Genomic DNA, 21364 nt, shown 5'->3' with positions numbered 1-21364 from the left:
GCAGCACACGTGGCCGTCAACCTCGCCACCATCGAGTCCGTCACGAAGGTCTACGGCACCCGCGCCCTGCTGGACGCGGTCAGCCTGGGCGTCAGCGAGGGCGACCGGATCGGCGTCGTCGGCCGCAACGGCGACGGCAAGACCACCCTGATCCGGATGCTCGCCAAGCTGGAGGAACCCGACGGCGGCCGGATCACCCACTCCGGCGGCCTCCAGATGGCCGTCCTCACCCAGCACGACTCGCTCGACCCGACGGCGACCATCCGGCACGAGGTGATCGCCGACCGGGCCGACCACGAGTGGCTCGGCGACGCCCGCATCCGCGACATCATCGAGGGCCTCTTCGGCGGCCTCGACCTGCCCGGCTTCGCCGACGGCCTGGACACCGTCATCGGCCCGCTCTCCGGCGGCGAGCGCCGCCGGATCGCGCTCGCCAAGCTGCTGCTCGGCTCGCCCGACCTGATCGTCCTCGACGAGCCCACCAACCACCTCGACGTCGAGGGCATCAACTGGCTCGCCGAGCACCTCCAGAAGCGCCGCTCCGCGCTCGTCTGCGTCACCCACGACCGGTGGTTCCTCGACCAGGTCTGCACCCGCATGTGGGACGTCCAGAGCGGTGAGGTGCACGAGTACGAGGGCGGCTACTCCGACTACGTCTTCGCCCGCGCCGAGCGCTCCCGGATCGAGGCCGTCGAGGAGCAGAAGCGCCAGAACATGGCCCGCAAGGAGCTGGCCTGGCTGCGCCGCGGCGCCCCCGCCCGCACCTCCAAGCCGCGCTACCGGATCGAGGCCGCCAACGCCCTGATCGCGGACGTGCCGGACCCGCGCGACACGTCCGAGCTGATGAAGTTCGCCAACGCGCGGCTCGGCAAGACGGTCTTCGACCTGGAGGGCGTGACCGTCACCGCCGGCCCGAAGCTGCTCCTGGAGAACATCACCTGGCAGCTCGGCCCCGGCGAGCGGATCGGCCTGCTCGGCGTCAACGGCGCCGGCAAGACCTCGCTGCTGCGCGCGCTGCGCGACGCGTACACCTCCGAGGGCGACGTCCAGCCGGCGTCGGGCGTCATCAAGGTCGGCAAGACCGTGCGGCTGGCCTACCTGTCGCAGGAGGTCGCCGAGCTGGACCCGGCGACCCGGGTGCTCCAGGCCGTCGAGCAGGTCCGCTCGCGGGTCGACCTCGGCAAGGGCCGGGAGATGAGCGCCGGCCAGCTGTGCGAGCAGTTCGGCTTCGGCAAGGACAAGCAGTGGACGCCGGTCGGCGACCTGTCCGGCGGCGAGCGGCGCCGGCTCCAGCTGCTGCGGCTGCTGATGGACGAGCCCAACGTGCTGTTCCTGGACGAGCCCACCAACGACCTGGACATCGAGACGCTCAACCAGCTGGAGGACCTGCTCGACGGCTGGCCCGGCTCGATGATCGTCATCAGCCACGACCGCTTCTTCATCGAGCGCACCACGGACACCGTCCACGCGCTGCTCGGCGACCGGAAGATGCGGATGCTGCCGAACGGCGTGGACGAGTACCTGGAGCGCCGGGCCAGGATGGCCGCCGCGGCTCCCGCTGCCGCTCCGGCGGGCTCGGGTGCGAGCTCGGGTGGCGCGGCCGGTGCGGCTTCGGCCGGCGCGGGTGCCGCAGGTGGCCCGGGTGCCGAGGGCGGTGCCCCCGCGCTGTCCGGCGGGGACCTGCGGGCGGCGAAGAAGGAGATGCAGAAGCTGGAGCGGCAGATCGCCAAGCTGGACCAGAAGGAGTCCAAGCTGCACTCCCAACTCGCCGAGCACGCCGCCGACTTCTCCAAGGTCGCGGAGCTGGACGCGCAGCTGCGCGCCGTCCGGGAGGAGAAGGAGGAGCTTGAGATGGGCTGGCTGGAGCTGGCCGAGCAGGTCTGAGGCGGGTCGCCGGTCGGGCTGCTGGTCGGGCTGCCGGTCGGGGCGGCCCGCGCCGGATCACCTGCCGGGGTGGCCGCCGAGGAGCGTTTCGAGCTCCTCCGCCGCACGGCCCAGCGCACTGCGCGCCGGGTCGTGCGGGGCGGTCGGACGGGCCGCCGGGGTCGTCGGCGGGCGGTGCGCCCGGGCGGCGGCGGTCAGTTCGTCCAGCGCGCGCCGCACCCGGCCCACCTCGCCCGGGTCCGGCAGCCGGCCGCCGTACCGGATCTGCGCGGCGAAGGCCGCCACCGCGCCGCCCAGCCGCTCCAGCGCCGCCGTGGCCGGCAGCCACCGCTCGGCCAGCCGGCCGGTGGGCGGCGGCTCCGCCAGGCCCTGCTGGACCTCCCGGCGGGCGTCCGCCAGCGACCGGTAGGCCGAGCGGCGCAGCCACACCTGGGCGTTGCCGTTTCGGACGGTGGAGTCGCCGGTGTCGCCGGTGTCGCCGGCGCCGGTGGTGGCGGTGGTGGTGGCGTCCTGGACCACGGCGTCGAGGTAGGCCCGCAGCGCCGTCGTCGCGTCGACCAGCCTGGGCTCGATCCGATGGCGCGGGCGCTCCGGCCACAGCAGGTAGCCGAAGAGCAGGACGATCGCGCTGGCCAGCACGGTGTCCAGGACCCGCGGCCAGAACTCCGCGGCGCCGCTCTGCCCGCCGAGCTGGAGCAGGACCAGCGCCATCGGCGTCATCACCACGGTGTTCAACCCGTAGTGCGCCGCCGTCGCGTACGGGAGCAGGGCCACGCAGCCCGCGGCCATCGCGGTCAGCGCCCACTCGTCGGTGGCGGCCGTGAGCAGCGCCGCGGTCACGGCCACCCCGAGCACCGTGCCGACCGAACGGCTCACCGCGCGCAGGAACACCGACCCGAGATCCGGCTTGAGCACGAAGGCGATCGTCATCGGCACCCAGTAGCTCTTGCTGAGCGGGTAGTTGGCCGTGACCGCCGAACCGACCGCGATGCACAGCGCGACGCGCAGCCCGTACCGCACCGAACCCCGCGACAGCAGCCGCGCCCGCAGCCGCCACGGGTCCGGCGGCGGCGCGGGCGCGGTGCCGAGCCGGGTATCGCGGCCGGCCACCGTGTCGGCGGCGGCGCGCAGGGCCACGTCCAGGGCCTGCCGCGACGGGGTGTCCGGCCGCCAGTCGGGTACGGCGACCTCGCCGCCGCCCTGCCGCACGGCGGCCGCCAGCCGGTTCGGCACCTCGGCCACCTCCGGCGGGACCGGACGGCGGGCCCACACCAGACCGGTCGCCGCCTCGGTGGCGGCGAGGGCGGCCTCGTACATCCGGCCGCGGCGGTCCTGCGCGGTCCGGTGGTCGTCCTGTGCGGTCCGGCCGTCCCTTCTGGCCCGCTGGCTCCGCCGGTTCTGTCGGCTCCGCCGGTTCGTGCCGAGGAGGTCCTGGAGCTGGTTCAGGCGGGCCGTCAGCACCTGGCGCGAGACCCCCGCCCGCGGCCCGCCCAGATCGGCGAGCGTACGGCCGAGCGCGTCGTACGCGGCGGCCAGCGCCCGGTTGCGCGGATCCGCAGCAGGCCGGTTCGGCGCACCCGCCGGCAGCCCCAGCAGCACCACGAACGCCGCCCCGACCAGCAGCATCGGCGCCGCCGCCCACCACGGCCCCGGCAGCGGCATCCCGCTGCCCAGCGCGGCCGACACCAGCAACAGCATCCCGGCCGCCGAACCGCGCGGACCCGTCGCACTCAGCGCGCCGGAGACGAAGGCGGTCAGCGTCAGCGCGACACCCAGGACGAGACCGTCCACGTCCGCGTGCTGAAGCGCGGTGCCGATCAGCATGCCGAGCGCCGAGGCGAGGACCGCCGTCCCGATCCGGGCGGCCCGCAGCCTGCCCGGCTCGACCCGGTCGTTCATCGTCGCGTGCATCGCCCCGAGCCCGGCGAACACCCCCAGATCCAGCCGGTGCGTCAGCAGCCCCACCGTCAACGGCACCGCCATGCCCACCGCCGCCCGCACCATCAGCGCCACCGGCACCGGCGGCCGCGCGGGCCGCGCGGCACGGGCCCACCAGGGGGAAGGAGAGACGTCGGAAGAGCTCACGCGGTCACGTCCGTTCTGCGGCCTTGGGTCGCTGCTGTGCGACATTGCGCGGCAGATGGGGCGTACCGGGTCAGTCTACCCAGGGCCGCCGCGGCAGCCTCGTACGTGTCAAGTTCGTACCGATCGCGTACGGGCGGGCCAAGGTCCCTGCCGAGCCGACAGAGGTGGTGGCTACCATGACGGAGGCGAAAACCGTCCACAGGGCGGTCGGTGCTCCGACCAGGACGGTACGAACCAGAAGTTGACGGTGTGTTGCGGCACGCGGCAGCCCGGGAGGCCCGGGCGCGGCGGGCCGTACGGGGGAGAGGTGAACTGCTGTGGCAGGCAATGGTGCAACAAGTCCGGGGACGCCGACTCCTTCGGTGAGTCCGTCACCCAGTCCCACGCTGACGCCGTCGGCGAACCCTTCGCCGAGCGCTACGCCCAGTCCGTCGGCGAATCCTTCGCCGAGCGCTACGCCCAACCCATCGGCGAGTCCCGCGCCCAGCGCGTCGTCCAACCCCGCGCCCAGCGCGTCGGGCACCGACCCGAACGCTCCGGCGCCTTCCGGTGACGCGACGCCGTACATGCTGGAGCACAAGCTCCCGTGGCCTCTGGGTGGGGTCGACCTCGCTCCGTTCGTCAGCACCCTGCAGACGAACGGCAGCGCCAATGACCTGGTGGCGGCCTTCGGCAAGCAGAACGTCCAGGTCGAGCTCGACACGCTCACGACGTTCGCCGGCAAGGTCGAGGCCCTGCTCGCCGCCATGGAAGGCTCGGCGGCGGCGCCGTACAAGCTCCAGGAGCAGAAGCTGACGGGCAAGAGCTTCGCGAGCGCGGAGTTCGCCGAGGCGACGGCCCTGACCGCCGCCTACGAGAAGGTGCACGCCCAGCTCGTACAGCTGCACAAGGACCTCGCGTCGCAGATCCAGGCGATGCAGACAGCGGTTTCGCGGACGGCGAGCATCTACGGAACCAACGAGGACCACACGACGGCCGCTCAGAACGCCGTCGCGCAGAACGTGGGTGCCACCACACCGGCACCGGGGTCGGGCGACGGCAAGTACTGATGGCGGTCCGGGGAGAGTCCCACGGGGAGACGGGGAGCAAGTAGTGGCAGGCAGCACGAACTTCGAAGGAATGGAACACACCCACCTGCGCAAGATGGTGGACAGCACGGATCCGACGACGATCCTCAGCCGCGGCACCCAACTGCAGTCGGCCGGGCGGGTGCTGAAGGAACTGAGTACGGCGCTCAAGTCGCACGTCGGAAATGTCACCTGGGAAGGGCCGGCTGCCGAGAACTTCAAGACCTGGGTGAACAACCTGCAGCAGTCGGCGCAGATCATCGGCGACCACGCCACGACTGCCGGCGACGCGATGCACCAGGCCGGCGAGGCGCTCAGTACCGCCAAGGTCGCCGTGCCGGAGCCTCCGAAGACGGAGATCCAGGCGGTCAACAAGTACAACAGCCAGTCGAACCTGGTGAAGGTGCCCCAACTCGCCGTCGGTCAGTCCGTCGATGCCTACATGAAGACGGTCGACCCCAAGTGGGTGACGGGGACGGAGTTCAGCCTGGCCAAGGCGAAGGTCGAGAAGGAGCACCAGGAAGCCGTTCTCCAGATGGAGAAGCTGGCACAGGCCTACAGCGCGGCGACGACGACGCTGAACGGGATTCCCACGGACGTGGTGCTGCCGGGAACGCCTGGCGCTGGCACCGCCAAGGACGATTCGTCAACTGTCTCGGGTGGTAGTGGTGGCTCGGCCGGTTCTGGCGGCCGTGTGCGCAGCCCGCGTTCGGGTGGCGGAAGTGTCGGTGGCGGTTCCAGCCCGTCCGATGGCGGCTACGGGGGCGGCACGGTCCTGCCCCGTGACCCGGGTTCGGGCGGCCCCGGCCCGGGCAACCCGGGCAACACCCCGCCCCCGCCGCACGGTGGCGGTCAGGTGCCGCCCGCGCCGCAGGACCCGGGGACCTCGATCCCGCCGTCCTACCCGTCCGACCCGGTCAACCGTCCGGGCACCGATCTCAACAGCGTGCCCACCCTGCCGACCCTCCCGACCCAGACCGGCCCGTACGGTCCGGGCGGCGGCCAGCTGCCCACGGACGGGCCGACCACCCTCCCCGGCTACCCGAACGGGACGGGCGGCCCGAACAACGGGCCCGGCGTTCCCGGCGGCGGCCCGATCACGGGCTTCCCGGGCGGACCGGGCGGCGGCACCGTCCCGACCAAGGGCGGCGGCCAGATCCAGCCGCGGACGACGCCGTTCGGCGGCGGCCCGGGGCAGGGGAGGAGCGGTACTCCGGGACTGCCCAGCGGGACGGTCTTCGGCGCCCGCGAGGCGGGTCCGGGCGGCGGCCGGGTCGGTGGGCCCGGCGGTGCGGGCGGCATGCACCCCGGCATGGGCGGTGCCCACGGCGGCGCGGTCGGGGCCGGCGGCGGTTCGCGTGGCCGGGGCCTGTCCTCGACCACCGGCGGGACGGTCGGCGGTCGCAAGGGCCCTAGCGCGGGCGGGGAGTTCACGCCCGGCGGTACCGGCCTGCGCAATCGCGCGGCGGGCGCTGCCGAGGGCGGTGCGCAGTCCAGGCAGAACGGCATGATGGCCCCCGGGTCCTCGGGCCACGGCAGCCGGAACGAGCGCGACCGCCGCAAGCGGGCCGACTACCTGCACGAGGACGAGGAGACCTGGACGAGCGGTACGCCGCACAGCAACCCGGACGTGATTGAGTAGGACGGCAAACTGCCCGGCCACTGGGCATCCCCAGTGGCCGGGCAGGCTTGTTCGGGGCACGCTTCCCGGTCGACGGAGAGATTGACGAGGAGTTGTGATGGGGCGGACGAACGCGCGAGGGCGTTGGCGGGCTGGTGCTGCGGCACTTCTGGCGGCGGGAATCGTGGTCGGCCCGGTCGCAGCGCCCGCGGTTGCCGAGGACACGATCCGGCAGCAGCAGTGGCATCTGGAGGCCATGCACGCCCCGGAGATGTGGAAGGTCTCGAAGGGCCAGGGAATCACAGTCGCGGTGATCGACAGTGGGTTCAAGTTCGATCATCCGGACCTGGAGGGACAGTTCCTGCCGGGCCAGGATTTCAGCGGAAGTCCTGGCGGTGTGGGTTCGTTCACGGACGGCCACGGCACGGCTATCTCCAGCTTCATCGCCGGGACGGGCAGGGGAAACGGAGGGACCGGCGCACAGGGGCTTGCGCCAGGTGTCAAGGTGCTTCCGTTGAAGATCAACACCGGTAAGGTCGGATCGGTCGTTTCGACCGACTTCCTCGGCCAGATCGGTCAGGCCGTCAATTATGCTGTCGAGCAGGGCGCCAAGGTTGTCAACATTTCGCAAGGGATTGACGCGGTAACGGCTTTCCCGGCGGATGTGGCGAAATTCAACGGGATCATCGCGGCGGCCAGGGAAAAGGGAGTCCTGGTATTCGCTGCCGTCGGGAACGAGGCCGAGAAGGGGAATCCGGTCGAGTATCCCGGCGCGCTCCCCGGGGTGATCGGCGTCGGAGCATCGGACCGGAACGGCACTGTCACGGCGGAGTCCGAGCGGGGCCCGCAGGTCGCACTCGTAGCGCCTGGAGTGGACATGATTGCGGCCTGCACATCGTCCACGGGCTACTGCAAGAGCCACGGCACGTCGGACTCGACTGCCGTGGTGTCGGCATCGGCGGCATTGGTGTGGGCGGCGCATCCGGACTGGACGGGAAACCAGGTCCTGCGGGTGCTCATCAACACCGCAGGAAAGGCGAATGACGGGGCTGGTCGCAATGACCTCATCGGCTACGGTGCGGTGCGCCCGCGTGTTGCATTGACGGATCCGGGGGACCCCGGTCCTGCCAACGTGTCGCCGCTTCCGGTCGGCTCGGTTGCGCCGACGCCAGCCCCTGCACCCTCGGTCAGTGCGTCTGCTCCTGCGTCGGCGGTGCCGGTTCCGCTGGAGAGTCCGACCGATGTCGCCGCTGGTGCACCGTCGACGCAGCCGGAGGCGGGGAAGTCGTCGGGTTCGAGCAGCACGCTGCCGATCGTGGGGGGTGCGGCGGTCGGGTTGATGCTGGTGGCGGGCGTGGTGTTCGTGGTGATGCGGCGTCGGAAGCCGGCCACGCAGCCCGAGCCGGCCCAGGTGCCGCCGGTGCCGTCGCAGCAGCCGTTGGGGGCGATGCCTCCGGTTCCATCGTCGTACCAGCCGCCGGTGCCGCCGGAGGACAATCCGTACGCGAGGTAGTCGCCTGCGCGAGCAGGGCCGTGCGCGAAGGGCGTCAGGGAAGCCTGGCGCCCTTCGCGCGTGGTGGGGGCGCGGGGGCGGTGGGGTGCGCCGGGGTCACTCGGGTGGCGGATGGTGGGGTGGGGCGGGGGTGGTGAGGGTGGTGGTATGGATGCGGAGGATGCTGGGCGGGTCGGGCAGGTGCGGCGGGCGGCGGCTGCGGCGCTGATCGGGACGGCGATCGAGTTCTACGACTTCTTCCTTTACGGGACGGCGGCCGCGTTGGTGTTCGGGCCGGTGTTCTTTCCCGGGCTGGGCACGGTGGGGGCGTTGCTGGCGGCGTTCTCGGTGTACGCGGTGGCGTTCTTGGCCCGGCCGGTGGGGGCGGTGGTGTTCGGGCACTTCGGGGACCGGGTGGGGCGGCGGGCGACGTTGGTGGTGTCGTTGCTGCTGATGGGGCTGGCGACGGCGGGGGTGGGGCTGTTGCCGGGGTTCGGGGTGTGGGGGTGGTGGGCGCCGGCGGTGCTGGTGGTGCTGCGGGTGTGTCAGGGCGTCGGCTTGGGCGGGGAGTGGGGCGGGGCGGCGCTGTTGATCGCGGAGAACGCGCCGGCCGGGCGGCGGGGGCGGTACGGGGGGTTCCTGCAGCTGGGGCCGACGATCGGGTTCGTGCTGGCGAACGGGGTGTTCCTGGCGTTGCAACTCGTCCTGGAAGAGGGGGAGTTCCGCGCGTGGGGTTGGCGGGTGCCGTTCCTGGCCTCGTTCGTCATGGTCGCGGTGGGGTTGTTCGTCCGGCTGCGGGTCGAGGAGTCGCCGCTGTTCCGGACGGGGGTGCGGCGGGAGCGGCTGCCGGTGCTGGAGGTGCTGCGCGAGCACTGGCGCCCGGTGTTGGCGGGCGGTGGGGCGATCACGGTGGGGTACGCGCTGTTCTACCTGACCACGACGTACGCCCTGGCGTACGCGACCACCGGGCTCGGGGTGGCGAGCACGCTGGTGCTGTCGATGCTGCTGGTGGGCGCGGCGGGCATGGCCGCGACGGTGTGGCTGAGTGCCTCGTGCAGTGACCGGTGGGGGCGGCGGCGGACGCTGCGGTGGGCGACGGGCCTGGCCGCGGTCTGGTCGCTGGTGCTGTTCCCGCTGCTGGAGACGGTGAGCCGGCCGCTGATGTTCGTGGCGCTGGCGGGGGCGATGGTGGTGCTGGGCGCCATGTTCGGGCCGTTGGCGGCGTTCCTGCCGGAGCTGTTCCCGACCCGGGTGCGCTACACGGGCGCGGCGTTGACGTACAACCTGGGCGGGGTGGTCGGCGGGGCGACGACGCCGCTGGTGGCCACCCGGCTGACCGGGGCGTACGGGACGGCGCAGCCGGTGGGCTGGTACCTGGCGGTGCTGGGTGTGCTGGCCCTGGGGTGTCTGCGGATGCTGCCGGAGAACACCGGTGCGGAGCTCGGGTCGGTGGGCGGTTCGGTGGACGGCCCGGTGGACGGGTCCGCGGACGGCGAACGCCGCCGGGCGCCCCGGTTGGGGGCGGACCCGGCGGCGTAGTCGCCCGTGGGCGGACGCGGTAGCCCGGTGCTCAGCCGGCCAGGGCGGCGCGGCCGGCCAGCACGACGGCGGTGTGCCGGGCGACGCGCTCACCGAGGTGCTCGGCGGTGGCGATGTCGGCCTTGTGGACGGCCTCCGGGCCGGCGTCGGACGGGGAGGAGGCGGCGGCGCCGTTGAAGAAGCCGAGCCGGTTGAGGTCGTTCTCGGAGGCGGTGGTGGCGTTCCAGCCGGGCTTGAGGCCGAGGTTGACCCAGCTCATGCCGTGCTGGGCGGCGAGGGTCTGGAAGAAGGCGAGGGTGCCCGCCTTGTCGCCGCTCTTGGAGGCGGAGTTGGTGAAGCCGGCCGCGACCTTGTCCTTCCAGGCGTCGGTGAACCAGCGCTTGCTGGTGGCCTCGGCGAAGACGTGGAAGGCGCCGGAGGCGGTGCCCATGTAGGTGGGGGAGCCGAAGACGATCGCGTCGGCGGCGTCCAGCTGCGCCCACTGCTCCTCGGTGATGGTGTCGACGGCGATCGGGACGACCTCGGCACCTGCGGCGGCGGCGCCGCGGGCGACGGCCTCGGCGATCACGGCGGTGTGGCCGTAGCCGGAGTGGTAGGCGAGGGCGACGGTCGGACGGACGGCGGTCATGCGGCACTCCAGGGGGACGGGCGCGGGCCGGCGGAGGCCGGCGGCCAGGCGTGAGAACGGGGCAGGACGGGACAAGACGGGGCAGGGCGGGGCCGGGCGCACCGAGGTGGTCCGCGGCCCCGGCCTCGGCTGGTCTCCAATATAGACCAGGTCTCTATTGGTTACCAAGGGTGGATTGGAGACCTCGGGACTACCCTGGAGGCATGACGACGGAGGAAGCGACCCGGGTCCGGCCCGGCCACCCCGCGGAGCGGGACGAGCAGGACGAGCGGGACGGGCAGGAAGGTCGGGACGAGCCGGACGAGCAGGGCGAGCAGGGTGAGCGGGACGGGCAGGGCGAGCAGGGCGGGCAGGAGTACGACGTGTTCGCCCGGCTCTGTCCCAGCCGCGACGTGTTCGCGGAGCTGGCCGACAAGTGGTCGATGCTGATCCTGATGAGCCTCCTCGGCTGCGGGCCGCAGCGCTTCTCCGAACTCCAGCGCGGGGTCGGCGGGGTCAGCCGCAAGATGCTCACCCAGTCCCTGCGCAACCTGGAGCGCAGCGGACTGGTGCTCCGTACGGTCTTCCCGGAGACGCCGCCGCGGGTGGTCTACGACCTGCTGCCGCTCGGCCGTGAACTGGCCGAGCTGCTCGCGCCGGTCGGCCGGTGGACGGAGCACCGCGCCGGGCGGATGGTGGTGGCCCGCGAGGAGTTCGACGCGGCCCACGGCGAGGACTGAGCCGGCCGCGGCGAGGGCAGGACCGCCCCGCGCCGTGGGGTCGGATCGGCCGATGGCGAGGGCCGGACCGGCGGAGCGCTCCGGGCGGAGGCCGATTTCCCTTCCCGGCCCGGAGCCGTGTAATGTCTTCCTTGTTCGAGCGGCCGGGAGAAACACCCGGACAAGCGAGCAAGCCCCTATAGCTCAGTCGGTAGAGCGTCTCCATGGTAAGGAGAAGGTCTGCGGTTCGATTCCGCATGGGGGCTCCACTGAAAGACCCTCGCCTGGCGGCGGGGGTCTTTCGCGTTCTCCGGCCGGTTCCGTACCGCCGATGCGCCCCGGCCTAGCGGGTCGGGTACGGAATGCGCTGTGATGGTGCGTCATCGGCCGCCCGCCCGAGGGGTGCGGGCGCGAGCCGGACCCCGACCTGGAGGGCGTCATGGGTGTTCGACTCGTGGTGGTGGACGACCACCGGCTGCTGGCCGAGGCGCTGGCCACCGCACTTCAACTGCGCGGCCACCGGGTGCTCGCGGTCGGTTCCCCGGCCGGCGTCGCCGCCGATCTGGTGGTCGGACGGCGGCCCGAGGTCTGTCTGCTGGGGGTGGCCGCGCCGGGGGAGTCGGGGGCCTTCGACGGGTTGCGCCGGATCCGCCGGGAGCGGCCCGAGGTGGCCGTGATCGTGCTCGGTCCGGTGGGTGAACTGCGCGGAGTGGCAGGGGCGTTCGCGGCCGGTGCGGCCGGGTACGTGCCCAGTGACGAGCGGATCGAGGTGGTCGAGCGGGCCATCGGGCGGGCGCGCGCGGGCGAGGCCGCGGTCGCGGTGGACATCCTGCGCGGGGCCTTCGACCAACTGCTGCGCCCGGCGGTCGAGCCGGACGACGAGGCCGTCCGGCTGCTGCGGCTGCTGACCCGCCGTGAGGTGCAGGTGCTGGCCCGGATCGCGGACGGCGAGGACACCGCGGCGATCGCCTCCGGGATGCGGATCGCCGCGAGCACCGCCCGGACGCACGTCCAGCGGGTGCTGATGAAGCTCGGTGCGCGGACCCGCCTGGAGGCGGCCGCGGTGGCGGCGCGCACCGGCCTGCTGGAACGGATGGCCGGCGGCTGAGGACTTGGTGAGAAGGCTGGAAGCAGTCGCCCGTGTGGCGCGGAGCACCCCGGTGGCATTGGGAGAATGACCCCAGTCGTACGCATTCCGTCGATGGCTTCCGCCCGAACGGGCGGACCGTCGTTCGCTGGAGGTCGCAACATGAGTAAGTACCTGGTCACGGGTGGCGCCGGCTACGTCGGCAGTGTGGTCGCCGCCCACCTGCTGGAGGCGGGTCACCAAGTGACCGTCCTGGACGACCTCTCCACCGGTTTCCGCGAGGGTGTCCCGGCCGGTGCCGAGTTCGTCGAGGGCCGGATCCAGGAGGCCGGCAAGGTGCTGGACGGCTCCTTCGACGGCGTGCTGCACTTCGCCGCCTCCTCGCAGGTCGGCGAGTCGGTCGCGGACCCGGAGAAGTACTGGCGCAACAACGTGGCCGGCTCGCTGGAGCTGATCAGCGCGATGCGCGCGTCGGGTGTGTGCAAGCTGGTGTTCTCCTCCACCGCCGCCACCTACGGCGAGCCGGAGGCCGTGCCGATCGCCGAGACCGCCCGCACCGCGCCGACCAACACCTACGGCGCCACCAAGCTCGCCGTGGACCACCTGATCACCGGTGAGGCCGTCGCCCACGGCCTGGCCGCCGTCTCGCTGCGGTACTTCAACGTGGCCGGTGCGTACGGCAGTTCGTCCGGTGTCGCCTTCGGTGAGCGGCACGACCCCGAGTCGCACCTGATCCCGCTGGTCTTCCAGGCCGCGCTGGGGCAGCGTCCGCACATCGCGGTGTACGGCGACGACTACCCGACCCCGGACGGCACCTGCATCCGCGACTACATCCACGTCGCAGACCTGGCCGAGGCGCACCTGCTGGCGCTGGACGCGGCCGAGCCGGGCGAGCACCTGATCTGCAACCTGGGCAACGGCAGCGGCTTCTCGGTGCACGAGGTGATCGAGTCGGTCCAGCGCGTCACCGGTCGGGAGATCCCGGTGAGGGTCGAGGGCCGCCGGGCCGGTGACCCGGCGGTGCTGGTGGCCTCGGCCGCCCGTGCCCACGAGGCGCTGGGCTGGACCCCGCGCCGCCCGAACCTGGACGAGATCGTCGCCGACGCCTGGAAGTTCACCCTGGCGAAGAACGGCGGGTGAGTGACGGCCGGTGAGCGGCGGCCGGTGAGTGACGGCCGGTGAGCAACGGCCGGCGGGCGACGGCCGGACCGGCCGCCGCGGGCCGCCGCTCCCGGGGTCTCCCGGGCCTCCCGGAGCCTCCGGGGGCGGCGCCCGGAACGGCCATCGGGTGGTCCAAGTCCGGTCACTCACGCATCTTCTGACGAAACTTCACCGAATCGCCACGAGCGCGTTTCCCGCCCCGTAGGCTGAGTGCGGTACCGGTGGGGGCCGGCGACCGTTCGGCCTCACCGGCCACCGGTGGGCGGGCGGAACGGCGGGTCCGGAACGCGGATGCCGGGCCGGTCCCCGTCCCCGGGCTCGGGCGGTCTGAGCAGGGGGAGGGACTATGGGGCGGATTCGCGTCCTGGTGGTCGACGACCATCGGATCTTCGCCGAGGCGCTGGCCGCGGCACTGGCCGCCGAGCCGGACGTGGAGGTGGGGGCGGCGGGCAGCGCGGCCGCCGCCGAGCGGGCCTTGGAACGTGCGGCCGGCGAGGGCCGGGCCTACGACGTGGCACTGATCGACGCCGACCTCGGCGTCGAGGCTTCGGGTGCCGGCGCCGCCGCCGGTGCGGCCGGGCCGATCGGAACAGCGGGCCCGGCCGGATTACCCGGCGGGCCCGGAGCGGCCGGTCCGTACGGAGGCTCCGGTCCCTACGGTGCCGCCGGTCCGTACGGAGGCCCCGGTCCGCACGGTGCGTCGGGAGTACTGGGAGCGCCGGGAGCACCGGGGGTATCGGGAGTCGGAGCGCACGCCCGCCGCCGGCCCGCCGCGGAGCACGGCGACGAGACCCGGCGCGGTCGTGCCGCCCCGCCCGTGCCGCAGCCGCGCCGGGCGGCCGTACCGCCGGGGCCGCCGGTTCCGCTGTCGGGCGGCCTGCCGCCGGTCGCCCGGTCCGCGGTGGACCCGCTGCGGGGCGACCAGCTCAGACCCTCCGCCCAGCCGCCCGACGGCATCACCCTGCTGGCCCGCCTCCGCCGCGCCCATCCCGGACTGCGCGCGATCGTCCTGGCCACCGCCGACGACCCGCACCGCGCCGCCCGCGCCCTGCACGCGGGCGCCACCGGCTGGGTGGCGAAGGAGAGTTCGCTGGCCCGGCTGCTCGCGGTGGTCCGGGGGGTGCTGCGGGACGAGACGCACCTGCCGCCCGCGCTGCTCACCGGGGTGATCCGCGAGCTCACCACCGCCCGGCGGGACCGCACCGAGAGCGAGCGGCTGGTGGACACCCTGACCCCGCGGGAGAAGCAGATCCTGCGCTGCATGGTCGCGGGCCTCGGCCGGCAGGCCGTCGCGGAGCGGCTCTACCTGTCGCCGCACACCGTTCGGACGCACATGCAGAACGTGCTGGGCAAGCTCGGGGTGCACTCCACGCTGGCGGCCGTCGCGGTGGCCCGCCGGGCCGGGGTCAGCCCGGCCGAGCCGGCCGCGCCCGCGCCGCCCTCGGTGGTCGGCACCGTCGAGCGGCCCTGAGCCGGGACCCGCGAGGCGGCCCCACGGGCCGGGACCCGCGAGGCGGGCCCACAGGTCGGAAGGCGGGAGCCGTCGTCAGCCCGGGATGTTGTCGAACGGGGCGACCAGCACCCGCAGCAGCGCGGCGAGTTCGGTCTGCTGGCCGGAGGTGAGCTGGGCGAGCAGTTCGCGCTCGTGCGCGAGCAGTCCGGCGAGCGCCTGGTCGGCGCGGTCGCGGCCGTCGTCGGTGAGCCGGACCAGTACGCCGCGCCGGTCGTCCGGGTCGGGCAGGCGCTTGACCAGGCCCTTGCCGGTGAGCCGGTCGATCCGGTTGGTCATGGTGCCGGAGGTGACCAGGGTCTGGGTGAGCAGTTGGCCGGGGGAGAGCTGGTAGGGGGAGCCGGCCCGCCGAAGGGCGGTCAGGACGTCGAACTCCCAGGGCTCCAGGCCGTGCTCGGCGAAGGCGGTGCGGCGGGCGCGGTCCAGGTGCCGGGCGAGCCGGCTGACCCGGCTGAGCACCTCCAGCGGCTCCACGTCGAGGTCGGGGCGCTCCCGGCGCCACGCTGCGACCAGCCTGTCGACCTCGTCCTCCATGACGATCAGTGTATCGGTGGATGTGTCGATGTGAAGTCTCTTGACATCGAGAAATGTGCCAGTGAGGCTACCGCGAGATATCTTGATGTCGAGATACCTGCGAGGTGAACCGTGACCACCCCCGTCTGGGACCCGGCGCAGTACCTGCGCTTCGCCGACGAACGCACCCGCCCGCTGCGCGACCTGCTCGCCCGCGTCCCCGCCCTCCCGCACCCCGGTGCCGAGGTGATCCTGGACATCGGATGCGGCCCCGGCAACTCCACCGCCGTGCTGCGCGAGCGCTGGCCGCGGGCCCGCCTCACCGGCGTCGACAACTCCGCCCCGATGCTGGCCGCCGCCCGCAGTGAGGGCGAGCCCGACGCCGAGTACCTGCTCGCCGACGCCCGCGACTACGACCCGGCCCCGGCCGGGCCCGACCTGATCGTCTCCAACGCCACCCTCCAGTGGGTGGACGGACACCTGGCGCTGCTGCCGCGCTGGGCGGACGCCCTCGAACCCGGCGGGGTGCTCGCCTTCCAGGTGCCCGGCAACTTCGACGCCCCCAGCCACACCCTGCTCGCCGACCTGCGCCGCAGCGCCCGCTGGCGGGACGCGCTCGGCGAGGAGGCCGTACGGGCCGGCGTCCATCCGCCCGAGCGCTACCTCGACGCCCTGGCCGCCGCCGGCTGCCGCCCGGACGTCTGGGAGACCACCTACCTGACCCTGCTGCCGGGGCCGGACCCGGTCCTGGAATGGGTCAAGGGCACCGCGCTGCGCCCGGTCCTCACCCGGCTCGCCGACCCGGCGGACCGGGCGGCCTTCCTCGCCGAGTACGGGCGGCTGCTGCGCGAGGCCTATCCGGCCGGGCCGCACGGGACGGTGTTCCCGTTCCGGCGGATCTTCGCCGTGGGGACCGGGCGGTCGGGCTGAGCCGGGCGGGCCGTGGCCGGGCCGGGGCGTTCCGGCCCCGGCCGGTCAGGCCGTGCGCTCGCCGACCAGCCTCGGGTGCCGCTCCAGGCCCTCCAGCCCGTGCCAGGCGAGGTTCACCAGGTGCGCCGCCACCGTCGCCTTGTCCGGCTTGCGGACCTCCAGCCACCACTGCCCGGTCAGCGCGACCATCCCGACCAGCATCTGCGAGTACATCGGGGCCAGCCGGGCGTCGAAGCCGCGGGACTTGAACTCCAGGCCCAGGATGTCCTCGACCTGCGTGGCGATGTCGCTGATCAGCGAGGCGAAGGTGCCGGTCGACTGGGCGACCGGGGAGTCCCGGACCAGGATCCGGAAGCCGTCCGTCGAGGTGTCGATGTAGTCCATCAGGGCGAAGGCCGCCTGCTCCAGCAGCTCGCGCGAGTGCCCGCCGGTCAGGGCCCCGGTCACCATGTCCAGCAGCAGCTGCATCTCGCGGTCGACGACCACCGCGTACAGCCCCTCCTTGCCGCCGAAGTGCTCGTACACCACGGGCTTGGACACCCCGGCGCGCTCGGCGATCTCCTCCACCGAGGTGCCGTCGTAGCCGCGTTCGGCGAAGACCGTCCGGCCGATCTCCAGCAGCTGCTCGCGCCGCTGCTTGCCGGTCATCCTGACCCGGCCGCCCCGGCGGCGCGGGGCCGCGGTCGAGCCGCCGCCGGCGCCCCGGTCCGGACCCCCGTCGCCGGTGCCGGCCGCCGGTGCAGCGGCCCGCGGACGGGCCGGCGCCGTGGCGGGCGCCGCGTCCGTCCGCGTGCCGTGGTGACCGCCTGTGCTGTCTGCGCTGCTCCCGTTCACCCCTACATCATGCTGGAAGCGCCGCCTCATGCGGCGCGGCGGGCGGCGATCCGCTGCGCGTCCGGCCAGCGGACGTCCCGGACCCAGCCGGCCAGCTCGAACCAGCGGATCAGCCGGGCCGAGGAGTCGATCTGCCCGCGCAGCACCCCGTGCCGGGCCGCGGTCGGGTCGGCGTGGTGCAGGTTGTGCCAGGACTCCCCGCAGGAGAGCACGGCGAGCCACCAGACGTTGCCGGAGCGGTCCCGGGAGCGGAACGGGCGGCGGCCGACGGCGTGGCAGATCGAGTTGATCGACCAGGTGACGTGGTGCAGCAGCGCCACCCGGACCAGCGAACCCCAGAAGAAGGCGGACAGCGCCCCCTCCCAGGACAGGCTCACCAGGCCGCCGATCAGCGCGGGGAGCAGCAGCGAGATGGTGGTCCAGAGCCAGAACAGCCGGGAGATCCGCCTTATGGCAGGGTCGCGCACCAGGTCGGGGGCGTACGTGGCCTGCGAGGTCTGCTCCTCGTCGAACATCCAGCCCATGTGGGCCCACCACAGGCCCTTCATCAGCGCCGGGACGCTCTCCCCGTAGCGCCACGGCGAGTGCGGGTCGCCGTCCTTGTCGCTGAACCGGTGGTGCTTGCGGTGGTCGGCCACCCAGCGCACCAGCGGGCCCTCGACCGCGAGGCTCCCGGCGATCGCCAGCGCCAGGCGCATCGGGCGGTTGGCCTTGAAGGCGCCGTGGGTGAAGTAGCGGTGGTAGCCGATGGTGATGCCGTGGCAGGTGAGGTAGTACATCGCGACGGTGATCGCGAGGTCCGTCCAGCCCAGTCCCCACCCCCAGGCCACCGGGACGGCGGCGACCAGGGCGGTGAACGGCACGAGGATGAACAGGGAGAGCGCGATCCGCTCGGCCAGGCCCTGCTTCTCCCCGCCACGGGTGGCGGACAGCCGGGTGGCCGCGGCGTCGGCGTCGGTGGTCCCGGCGGTCTCGGTGATCAGGGCCGAATCAGCCGGTTCGGCCGGACCGGTGGGATCGGCGGGATCGGAGTCGGAAGACGGGGTGCGGGACGCGGCGTTCGGGGCCGAATCAGCCGGTTCGGCCGGACCGGTGGGATCGGCGGGATCGGAGTCGGAAGACGGGGTGCGGGACGCGGCGTTCCCCGCGCGCGCCTCGCCGGCCTGGATGGTCATGGGGGTCCCTTTGCGGCGTCCCGGAGCGGGAGAGAAGCGGAGCTACGTTGGCGTAACCTACGGCATCGTAGGTTGCGCTCCGTGTCCAGGGGAACACTCCGCCGCGCGGCGCTTGAGTGAATTCACCCGACTGGATGGATGAACCGGGGGCCCGGCGCGTTCGGCCGCCGGGGGCGGAATCGGGCCCGCGGATCGACGCAAGCCGATACCCACGGCAGGGCCCTCTCCGGTAGGGTCTGACACGACTGTCCGCCGTGGTGTAATGGCAGCACAGGGCCCTTTGGAGGCCTTTGTCTGGGTTCGAATCCTAGCGGCGGAGCCTCTGCACGCCTCGGGTTCGGGCGTTTTCCCTCGCGCCGGTATTGTCGGTGCTGCTCGGCGGACTGTGCGAATGGCGACCGGCCTGGGTCCGGGCCGGGCCTGCTCTGCCCTCTCTGTGAACTTACCGAGGAGCCTCCCCGCATGGGTGCCAATTCGCTTGCCGCCGTTGTCGTGCTCGCCGCCGGTGGCGGGACCCGGATGAAGTCGAACAAGCTGCCCAAGGTGCTGCACGAGGTGTGCGGGCGCTCGCTGGTGGGTCACGCGGTCTCGGCGGCCCGGGAGCTGACGCCCGGCCAGCTGGTCGTGGTGGTCGGCCACCAGCGCGAGCAGGTCGAGGCGCACCTGGCGGAGCACTACCCGGCCACCCGCACCGCGGTGCAGGTGGAGCAGAACGGCACCGGGCACGCGGTGCGCACCGCGCTGGAGTCGCTGGCCGCCGACGGCGTGGCGCTGGACGGCACGGTCATCGTCACCGCCGGCGACTCGCCGCTGCTGACCGGGGAGACCCTGCGCCGGCTGGCCGACGCGCACATCGCCCAGCAGAACGGCGTCACCGTGCTGACCGCCGTCGTCCCGGAGCCCTTCGGCTACGGCCGCATCCTGCGGGACGAGGACGGCACCGTCGCCGCGATCGTCGAGGAGCGGGACGCCAGCGCCACCCAGCGCGCGATCACCGAGATCAACTCCGGCGTCTTCGCCTTCGACGCCAAGCTGCTCACCGCGGCGCTGGGCGAGCTCACCACGGACAACTCGCAGGGCGAGGAGTACCTGACCGACACCCTGGAGATCCTGCGCAAGGCGGGCCACCGGGTCGGCGCCGTGGTGGCCGAGGACCACCGGGACATCCTGGGCATCAACGACCGGGTCCAGCTGGCGCAGGCCCGCCGGCTGCTGAACGACCGCCTGCTGGAGCGGGCGATGCGCGAGGGCGTCACCGTGGTGGACCCGGCGACCACCTGGTTCGACGTGCAGGTCAGCTACGAGCCGGACGCCGTGGTGCTGCCGAACACCCAGCTCCAGGGCGCCACGCACCTGGGCGAGGGCTGCGAGGTCGGCCCGAACTCGACCCTCAAGGACACCCTGGTCGGCGCCGGCGCCCGGGTGAGCAACACCACGGCCGACCGCGCCGAGGTGGGCGAGCTGGCCACCGCCGGTCCGTACGCCTACCTGCGGCCCGGCGCCAGGCTGGCCCGCAAGGCGAAGGTCGGCACCTACGTCGAGGTGAAGAACTCCGAGCTGGGCGAGGGCGCCAAGGTGCCGCACCTGTCCTACATCGGCGACGCGACGATCGGCGAGGGCACCAACGTCGGCGCGGCCTCGGTCACCGTGAACTACGACGGCGTGAACAAGCACCGCACGGTCATCGGCGCGCACTGCCGCACCGGCTCGGACAACATGTTCATCGCCCCGGTCACCATCGGTGACGGCGCCTACACCGCCGCCGGTTCGGTGATCACCGGTGACGTCCCGGCCGGGGCACTCGGTGTGAGCCGGGCCACGCAGCGCAACATCGACGGCTGGGTCGAGCGCAAGCGCCCCGGGACGGCATCCGCGCAGGCCGCGAAGGCTGCGGCGGACGGGGCCGAGCAGGCCTGAGCGGGCGGGCCCGGGGGCCGGGGGCGGTCCCGAGGCGGACGGTTTCTGCGCGGGCGCGTAACCTTGGGGACATACGTGCGCCACTGGGCTTACCGCCCGTGTCCAGGCGTACCGACAATTCCCCCTACCCGTGCCACGAGCGGGCCCTGCCTGCCCGCCACCGGGTCGAGGGTTCAGCGTTCGCAACGCGAGGAGACGGTGCAGTGAGCGGGATCACGACGTCGGGTGAGAAGAAGCTGAAGCTCTTCTCCGGCCGTGCCCACCCGGAGCTGGCGAAGGAGGTGGCCGAGGCGCTCGGGACCGAGCTGGTCCCCACCAAGGCCCTGGACTTCGCCAACGGCGAGATCTACGTCCGCTTCCTGGACTCCGCGCGCGGCGCGGACTGCTTCGTGATGCAGAGCCACACGGCTCCCATCAACCAGTGGATCATGGAACAGCTGATCATGATCGATGCGCTGAAGCGGGCCTCCGCCAAGAGCATCACCGCGATCCTGCCGTTCTACGGCTACGCCCGCCAGGACAAGAAGCACCTCGGCCGCGAGCCCATCTCGGCCCGGCTGATCGCCGACCTGCTGCGCCAGGCCGGTGCGGACCGCCTGATGGCCGTGGACCTGCACACCGCGCAGATCCAGGGCTTCTTCGACGGCCCGGTGGACCACCTGTTCGCGCTGCCGCTGCTGGCCGACTACATCGGCGGGAAGGTCGACCGCTCCAAGCTGACCGTCGTCTCGCCGGACGCCGGCCGGGTGAAGGTCGCCGACCAGTGGTGCGACCGGCTGGACGCCCCGCTGGCGATCATCCACAAGCGCCGCGACATCACCCAGGCCAACACCATCCTGTCGGCCGACGTCGTCGGTGACGTCAAGGGCCGGGTCTGCGTGCTGGTCGACGACATGATCGACACCGCCGGCACCATCTGCGCCGCGGCCGACGCGCTGTTCGACAACGGCGCCGCGGACGTCGTGGTCGCGGCCACCCACGGTGTCCTCTCCGGCCCGGCCGCGGACCGGCTGAAGAACTCGCGGGTCAGCGAGTTCGTGTTCACCAACACGCTGCCCACCCCGGCGGAGCTCCAGCTGGACAAGATCACCACCCTCTCCATCGCCCCGTCGATCGCCGCCGCGATCCGCGAGGTGTTCGAGGAGGGCTCGGTGACCAGCCTCTTCGAGGGCGTGCACTGACGAAGGCCCGTGCAGGCGGCCCCGGTCCGGACGGACCGGGGC

Annotated in this window: 17 protein-coding genes, 2 tRNA genes and 1 pseudogene; 15 read left to right on the top strand and 5 right to left on the bottom strand. The window is 73.0% G+C overall.

Going from position 1 to position 21364, the window contains the following annotated elements:
• Positions 1-9: 9 nt before the first annotated feature.
• Entirely contained in the window at positions 10-1884 is a 1875-nt protein-coding gene (locus ACFVHV_RS28790) for an ABC-F family ATP-binding cassette domain-containing protein (protein WP_380354728.1), read from the top strand.
• A gap of 57 nt (positions 1885-1941) precedes the next feature.
• On the opposite strand, the gene ACFVHV_RS28785 is transcribed toward ACFVHV_RS28790, so the two are convergent.
• Positions 1942-3969, bottom strand: a complete 2028-nt coding sequence (locus ACFVHV_RS28785) for an FUSC family protein (RefSeq protein ID WP_380354725.1) — start codon at positions 3967-3969, stop codon at positions 1942-1944.
• Between the two features lie 307 nt (positions 3970-4276).
• Here ACFVHV_RS28785 and ACFVHV_RS28780 point away from each other — a divergent pair, with 307 nt between their 5' ends.
• The 5 genes from ACFVHV_RS28780 to ACFVHV_RS28760 all read left to right on the top strand — a co-directional run bounded on the left by ACFVHV_RS28780 (position 4277) and on the right by ACFVHV_RS28760 (position 9688).
• Positions 4277-4522, top strand: coding sequence for a hypothetical protein (locus tag ACFVHV_RS28780; RefSeq protein ID WP_380354723.1), 246 nt, complete (start codon positions 4277-4279; stop codon positions 4520-4522).
• A gap of 13 nt (positions 4523-4535) precedes the next feature.
• Positions 4536-5018 carry a hypothetical protein gene (locus ACFVHV_RS28775; RefSeq protein WP_380354720.1) on the top strand — a complete coding sequence of 161 codons (483 nt, stop codon included), beginning with the start codon at positions 4536-4538 and terminating at the stop codon, positions 5016-5018.
• Between the two features lie 70 nt (positions 5019-5088).
• Entirely contained in the window at positions 5089-6678 is a 1590-nt protein-coding gene (locus ACFVHV_RS28770; RefSeq protein WP_380354717.1) for a WXG100 family type VII secretion target, read from the top strand.
• Between the two features lie 97 nt (positions 6679-6775).
• On the top strand, positions 6776-8170 hold the full coding sequence (locus tag ACFVHV_RS28765) for a S8 family serine peptidase (protein WP_380354714.1): 1395 nt from the start codon (positions 6776-6778) through the stop codon (positions 8168-8170).
• A gap of 147 nt (positions 8171-8317) precedes the next feature.
• Positions 8318-9688 carry an MFS transporter gene (locus tag ACFVHV_RS28760; protein WP_380354712.1) on the top strand — a complete coding sequence of 457 codons (1371 nt, stop codon included), beginning with the start codon at positions 8318-8320 and terminating at the stop codon, positions 9686-9688.
• 31 nt (positions 9689-9719) lie between these two features.
• On the opposite strand, the gene ACFVHV_RS28755 is transcribed toward ACFVHV_RS28760, so the two are convergent.
• Positions 9720-10316 (bottom strand): flavodoxin family protein, encoded by a 597-nt coding sequence (locus ACFVHV_RS28755; protein ID WP_359899739.1) that lies wholly within the window; start codon positions 10314-10316, stop codon positions 9720-9722.
• Positions 10317-10519: 203 nt separating this feature from the next.
• On the opposite strand from ACFVHV_RS28755, the gene ACFVHV_RS28750 reads away from it, so the two are divergent.
• From ACFVHV_RS28750 to ACFVHV_RS28730, 5 genes and pseudogenes are all read left to right on the top strand, one after another.
• Positions 10520-11035, top strand: coding sequence for a winged helix-turn-helix transcriptional regulator (locus ACFVHV_RS28750; protein ID WP_380354709.1), 516 nt, complete (start codon positions 10520-10522; stop codon positions 11033-11035).
• 172 nt (positions 11036-11207) lie between these two features.
• Positions 11208-11283: transfer RNA gene (locus tag ACFVHV_RS28745), tRNA-Thr, on the top strand.
• A gap of 170 nt (positions 11284-11453) precedes the next feature.
• The gene (locus ACFVHV_RS28740) at positions 11454-12122 is read left to right on the top strand and encodes a response regulator transcription factor (RefSeq protein WP_359899735.1); all 669 of its coding nucleotides are present in this window, start codon (positions 11454-11456) and stop codon (positions 12120-12122) included.
• 141 nt (positions 12123-12263) lie between these two features.
• Complete coding sequence (gene galE, locus ACFVHV_RS28735) at positions 12264-13241, top strand: UDP-glucose 4-epimerase GalE (protein ID WP_380354706.1); 978 nt, start codon at positions 12264-12266, stop codon at positions 13239-13241.
• Positions 13242-14202: 961 nt separating this feature from the next.
• Positions 14203-14733: pseudogene (locus ACFVHV_RS28730) on the top strand (LuxR C-terminal-related transcriptional regulator); the annotation flags it as partial.
• Between the two features lie 75 nt (positions 14734-14808).
• On the opposite strand, the gene ACFVHV_RS28725 reads toward ACFVHV_RS28730, so the two are convergent.
• A complete protein-coding gene (locus ACFVHV_RS28725) occupies positions 14809-15306 on the bottom strand; it encodes a MarR family winged helix-turn-helix transcriptional regulator (protein ID WP_049660288.1) in 498 nt (165 codons plus the stop codon).
• 111 nt (positions 15307-15417) lie between these two features.
• Between ACFVHV_RS28725 and ACFVHV_RS28720 the strand changes: the two genes are divergently transcribed.
• A complete protein-coding gene (locus ACFVHV_RS28720) occupies positions 15418-16215 on the top strand; it encodes a methyltransferase domain-containing protein (RefSeq protein ID WP_359899731.1) in 798 nt (265 codons plus the stop codon).
• A gap of 45 nt (positions 16216-16260) precedes the next feature.
• On the opposite strand, the gene ACFVHV_RS28715 is transcribed toward ACFVHV_RS28720, so the two are convergent.
• Positions 16261-16863: a TetR/AcrR family transcriptional regulator gene (locus tag ACFVHV_RS28715; RefSeq protein ID WP_359899730.1), complete on the bottom strand. Its 603-nt coding sequence runs from the start codon at positions 16861-16863 to the stop codon at positions 16261-16263.
• A gap of 212 nt (positions 16864-17075) precedes the next feature.
• A complete protein-coding gene (locus tag ACFVHV_RS28710; protein ID WP_380354701.1) occupies positions 17076-18224 on the bottom strand; it encodes a fatty acid desaturase in 1149 nt (382 codons plus the stop codon).
• A 248-nt stretch (positions 18225-18472) separates the two neighbouring features.
• Here ACFVHV_RS28710 and ACFVHV_RS28705 point away from each other — a divergent pair.
• The 3 genes from ACFVHV_RS28705 (at position 18473) to ACFVHV_RS28695 (ending at position 21322) form a co-directional block, all read left to right on the top strand.
• A tRNA-Gln gene (locus ACFVHV_RS28705) sits at positions 18473-18543 on the top strand.
• A 143-nt stretch (positions 18544-18686) separates the two neighbouring features.
• Complete coding sequence (gene glmU / locus ACFVHV_RS28700; protein WP_359899726.1) at positions 18687-20141, top strand: bifunctional UDP-N-acetylglucosamine diphosphorylase/glucosamine-1-phosphate N-acetyltransferase GlmU; 1455 nt, start codon at positions 18687-18689, stop codon at positions 20139-20141.
• A gap of 203 nt (positions 20142-20344) precedes the next feature.
• Positions 20345-21322: a ribose-phosphate diphosphokinase gene (locus ACFVHV_RS28695; protein ID WP_359899724.1), complete on the top strand. Its 978-nt coding sequence runs from the start codon at positions 20345-20347 to the stop codon at positions 21320-21322.
• Positions 21323-21364: the final 42 nt, after the last annotated feature.

Source organism: Kitasatospora sp. NPDC127116, from assembly GCF_042677365.1.
In the GTDB taxonomy this organism is placed as follows: Bacteria; Actinomycetota; Actinomycetes; order Streptomycetales; family Streptomycetaceae; genus Kitasatospora; species Kitasatospora lactacystinica.
Note: the sequence above shows the minus strand (reverse complement) of the source record. Positions and strands in the feature narration are given on the sequence as shown.